This window comes from Butyrivibrio sp. (assembly GCF_024699075.1).
This window is the reverse complement of the sequence record NZ_JAILQF010000051.1, coordinates 1-4,327: the sequence shown is the minus strand read 5'-3', so window position 1 is coordinate 4,327 and position 4,327 is coordinate 1. Positions and strand designations below refer to the sequence as shown.

The 4,327-nt window shown below is 40.8% G+C and carries 4 protein-coding genes and 1 pseudogene; all 5 read left to right on the top strand.

Annotated elements, in window-relative coordinates; translation table 11 throughout:
* Nucleotides 1-37 precede the first annotated feature (37 nt).
* Nucleotides 38-577 carry an energy coupling factor transporter S component ThiW gene (gene thiW, locus K6G87_RS01735; RefSeq protein WP_296833050.1) on the top strand — a complete coding sequence of 180 codons (540 nt, stop codon included), beginning with the start codon at nt 38-40 and terminating at the stop codon, nt 575-577.
* A gap of 88 nt (nt 578-665) precedes the next feature.
* Nucleotides 666-1,520, top strand: coding sequence for a bifunctional hydroxymethylpyrimidine kinase/phosphomethylpyrimidine kinase (gene thiD / locus K6G87_RS01730; protein ID WP_296833048.1), 855 nt, complete (start codon nt 666-668; stop codon nt 1,518-1,520).
* An 81-nt stretch (nt 1,521-1,601) separates the two neighbouring features.
* A complete protein-coding gene (thiC, locus tag K6G87_RS01725; protein WP_296833045.1) occupies nt 1,602-2,915 on the top strand; it encodes a phosphomethylpyrimidine synthase ThiC in 1,314 nt (437 codons plus the stop codon).
* Between the two features lie 365 nt (nt 2,916-3,280).
* Nucleotides 3,281-3,952: a DUF3990 domain-containing protein gene (locus K6G87_RS01720; protein WP_296833042.1), complete on the top strand. Its 672-nt coding sequence runs from the start codon at nt 3,281-3,283 to the stop codon at nt 3,950-3,952.
* Nucleotides 3,930-4,327, top strand: a pseudogene (locus tag K6G87_RS01715) (helix-turn-helix domain-containing protein); the annotation flags it as partial. The gene K6G87_RS01720 and the pseudogene K6G87_RS01715, both read left to right, overlap by 23 nt.

Sequence of the window (4,327 nt, the reverse complement as noted above, 5' to 3'; positions counted from 1 at the left end):
ATATTTTAAGCCGGAAGGCAAAGGAGGATTTTTTATCATGAAAAAAGCTGAAGTTAAAAAACTTGTTGTTGCTGCAATGTTCGTAGCTCTTGCAGTATCACTGTCCACATTTTCTTTTCCCATAGGAGCATCTAAGTGCTTCCCCATACAGCATATGGTAAACGTCTTGAGCGCTGTGTTCCTCGGACCCTTTTACGGAGTCTTGGTAGCATTTTGTACATCACTTATACGTAACCTTCTTGGAACAGGAACTCTTCTCGCATTCCCCGGAAGTATGGTAGGTGCCCTTTGCTGCGGTCTTGTATACAAGATATCCAGAAAGTTTATTCCTACTTATATAGCTGAAGTTGTAGGAACAGGCATACTTGGAGGCATCATTGCATTCCCTGTTGCCAGCCTTGCTATGGGAAGGGAAGCCGCTTTATTCACCTATGTAGTGCCTTTTCTTGTAAGTACCTTAGGCGGAACGGTAATCGCAGCAGTTCTTATTGCACTTATGTGTAAAAGCCATGCCTTTAATACTCTTACAGACCTGCTTGAAGATAATTCTGCTCCCACAAAAACCAAAGCATCCTGAATTCAAGTCTCTCGCTCATAATCATATGGTGTCGAAAGGTACTTTTGACACCTACATCGTAATATATAAAGAAGAAAGAGAATATATAATGATCAAACATACAGCACTTTCAATTGCAGGAAGCGACTCATCAGGCGGTGCCGGAATTCAGGCAGATCTTAAAGCCATGCTATCATGCGGCGTATTCGGAATGAGTGCTATAACTGCTATCACAGCTCAGAATACAACCGGGGTTAAGAGTATCATGCAGGTCACACCTTCTATGCTTTCAGACCAGCTTGATATGATATTTACTGATATATATCCGGAAGCCATCAAGGTTGGAATGACCTTTAATTCAGAGCTTATCGAAGTTATCGCTGATAAGCTTACTACGTATAAAGCACAAAACATAGTTGTTGATCCAGTTATGGTCGCAACAAGCGGAGCAAGACTTATTGACGAAAAAGCTGTTGATAGTCTTTGCAGTCTTCTGATTCCAAAAGCAGATCTTATAACCCCGAATATTCCGGAAGCAATGATCTTATCGGGACTTGATCATATATCAAATGAAGATGAAATGCTTAATGCGGCTAGGATCATGGGGGAAAAATATGGCTGCTGCGTCCTTGTAAAGGGCGGTCATATGAACGCCAGCAATGCTTCTGCAGATATATTGTATAAGTCAGATAATTCATATTTTTGGTATACATCTCCCCGTATAGATAATCCTAATACTCACGGGACAGGATGCACCCTTTCAAGTGCAATAGCTTCGTATCTTGCCAGAGGTGAAAAAATGGAAGAAGCTATCTCAAAAGCTAAGAACTATTTAAGTAAAGCAATTGCACAAGGGCTTAACTTAGGCCATGGATCCGGACCCTTGTGGCATATGGTATCTTCATCATCAGACGAAAAGGATTTAGATAAAAAAGATATTTACTTGCCATCTTATATCAGCTAAAAACCAAGGATTACTTGAATAAGTGATAAGTCAAAAAAATTTTTTGACACCAACATATTATTATTTAAAATAGGAGAATTTATGAACAGAAAGTATCACACACAAATGGAAGCAGCGCGCATGGGAATCATAACTCCCGAAATGAAGATCGTTGCAAAAGATGAGGGAAGGACAGAAGAATATATAAGAGACCTGGTTGCAAAAGGCCAGGTAGCAATCCCTGCAAACCCTGCCCACAAAGGCCTTAAACCAAGCGGAATTGGTAGCATGCTTAAGACCAAGATCAACGTCAACCTTGGTGTAAGCCGCGACTGTAAGGACTATGATATTGAGATGGAGAAAGTCATGAGTGCTGTAGATCTTGGCGCAGAAGCCATAATGGACCTTTCAAGCCATGGTAATACACAGCCTTTTAGACAGCTTCTATGCAGTAAGTGCCCTGCCATGATCGGAACTGTTCCGATATATGACAGCGTGATCCACTATCAAAGGGACCTTGCTGAGCTTACAGCCCAGGATTTCATTGATGTAGTAAGACTTCACGCCGAGGATGGAGTTGACTTTGTAACTCTTCACTGCGGAATCACACGTAAGACCATCAGCCAGATAAGAGACGGCGGACGTAAGATGAACATCGTAAGCAGGGGCGGAAGTCTTGTGTTTGCATGGATGGCTATGACAGGACATGAGAATCCTTTCTATGAATATTATGATGAGATTCTCGATATCTGCAGAGAACATGATGTAACTGTAAGCCTTGGTGATGCCTGCAGACCGGGATGCCTTGCAGATGCCACAGACGGATGTCAGATTGAAGAGCTTCTAAGACTTGGAGAACTGACTCAGAGAGCCTGGGATAAGGATGTACAGGTTATGGTAGAAGGTCCCGGACATGTTCCTATGGATCAGATTGCAGCCAACATGAAAGTCCAGCAGACAATCTGTAAGGGAGCTCCATTCTATGTCCTTGGACCTCTTGTAACAGACATCGCTCCTGGTTATGATCACATTACTGCTGCTATTGGCGGAGCTATCGCTGCAGCATCAGGAGCAGCTTTCCTGTGTTATGTAACTCCGGCAGAGCACCTTGCTCTTCCTAATGTTGATGATGTACGTCAGGGCATAATTGCAAGTAAGATCGCTGCTCACGCTGCGGATATTGCAAAGGGACTTCCCGGTGCCAGAGACCAGGATGATAGGATGGCTGATGCAAGAAGAAAGCTCGACTGGGATGCTCAGTTCTTAGAAGCTCTTGACCCGGAAACTGCCAAAGCTATAAGAGACAGCCGCGCTCCTGAAGATGATCACAGTGATACCTGCAGCATGTGTGGTAAGTTCTGCGCAGTACGCAGCATGAACAAGGCGCTGGCTGGAGAATATATAGATATTTTATAAGCAGATAGCTGTGATTATTTTGACACCTTGTCAAAATAATAGATGGTAACAAAAAAGAGGGTATTATCCAATGACAAGAATTGAAATACCCTCTTTTTGATGTATATTTATAAAAAGACCCCTATAAAAGGGAGGATGCCAGGTAAGTCCCCACTTACCTGGCATTATTATGAAAAAGTTTTTTATTAGTATTGCTTCATCTGACAATATTAGTGTATCGCATCAGTGTGACTAATAAATGATTTGGAGTAAAAAAACGTAAAACAAATTGTTAACAAAATATTAAGATGGATGCATGGTGAAAAAAATTTTGTTCTTGATTAAATATCGCTGTAGCGATACTATGGTTTATAGGAGGGATTTCTATGAAAGTATATCATGGATCAGATCATATTATTGAGAAGCCCCTATATAATGGTAGCAAGAGAACTAATGATTATGGATATGGCTTTTATACAACAAAGAACCTGGAGCTGGCCAAGGAATGGGCATGTGCAGACAATCGAGATGGTTATTCCAATTGCTATGACGCCTGTTTCGAAGGATTATCTATTCTTGATCTACAAAAACCTGAGTACAATATTTTGAACTGGTTAGCAATACTCACCAGATACAGGATATATTGGCAGAGCGGCAGTATAGCAGAGGAAGCCAAAAAGTATTTACAAGATAATTTTTATATAGACCCTAATGAATATGATGTGATCATCGGATATAGAGCAGATGATTCCTATTTTTCTTTTGCCCAAGATTTTGTCTCCGGTACAATATCTCTTTCTAAACTTTCAGAAGCTATGAGACTTGGTAAGCTTGGAGAGCAAGTGGTTTTTAAAAGCGAAAAATCTTTTTCACATATAAAATTTATAAATGCAGAGACTGCCAGATCTGATATGTATTATGAAAAAAAGGTTGAACGAGACAGAGAGGCCCGAAGGGCTTACAGAAACACGAAAGGTCATTCGGATAGTATTAATGAGCTGTTCATGATAGATATTATGAGAGAGGGAATAGTCAATGGAGATCCGCGCTTACGATGAATCATATGTAGATGTTGCTCAGAATATATTAGGTCATGCAGTAGACTTTGCTGTCTGTACACTTAATATTGGTCCAGATGTATTTGGAGATGCATTTGTAGTGTCAGATGTTTCTAAGCAATTTGCTGTGGGCAATCCTCGTTATGTTGCAGGGATGAATGGACCGGAGATTGCCAGACTGGTACTGGATCAGATTCATATAGATTATATCGATACAGATGATATCATGTTCCTTGATAAAAGCCCCGAATACTGGGCGGGATGGGCACTTGCATATTATCAATGGTATAGTGCGAAGTCATTTATGGATATAATCAGTAAAGTTCCGCTTTCGAAGATTATCTCGCTATATCCTGTATATCATGAGATGGATAT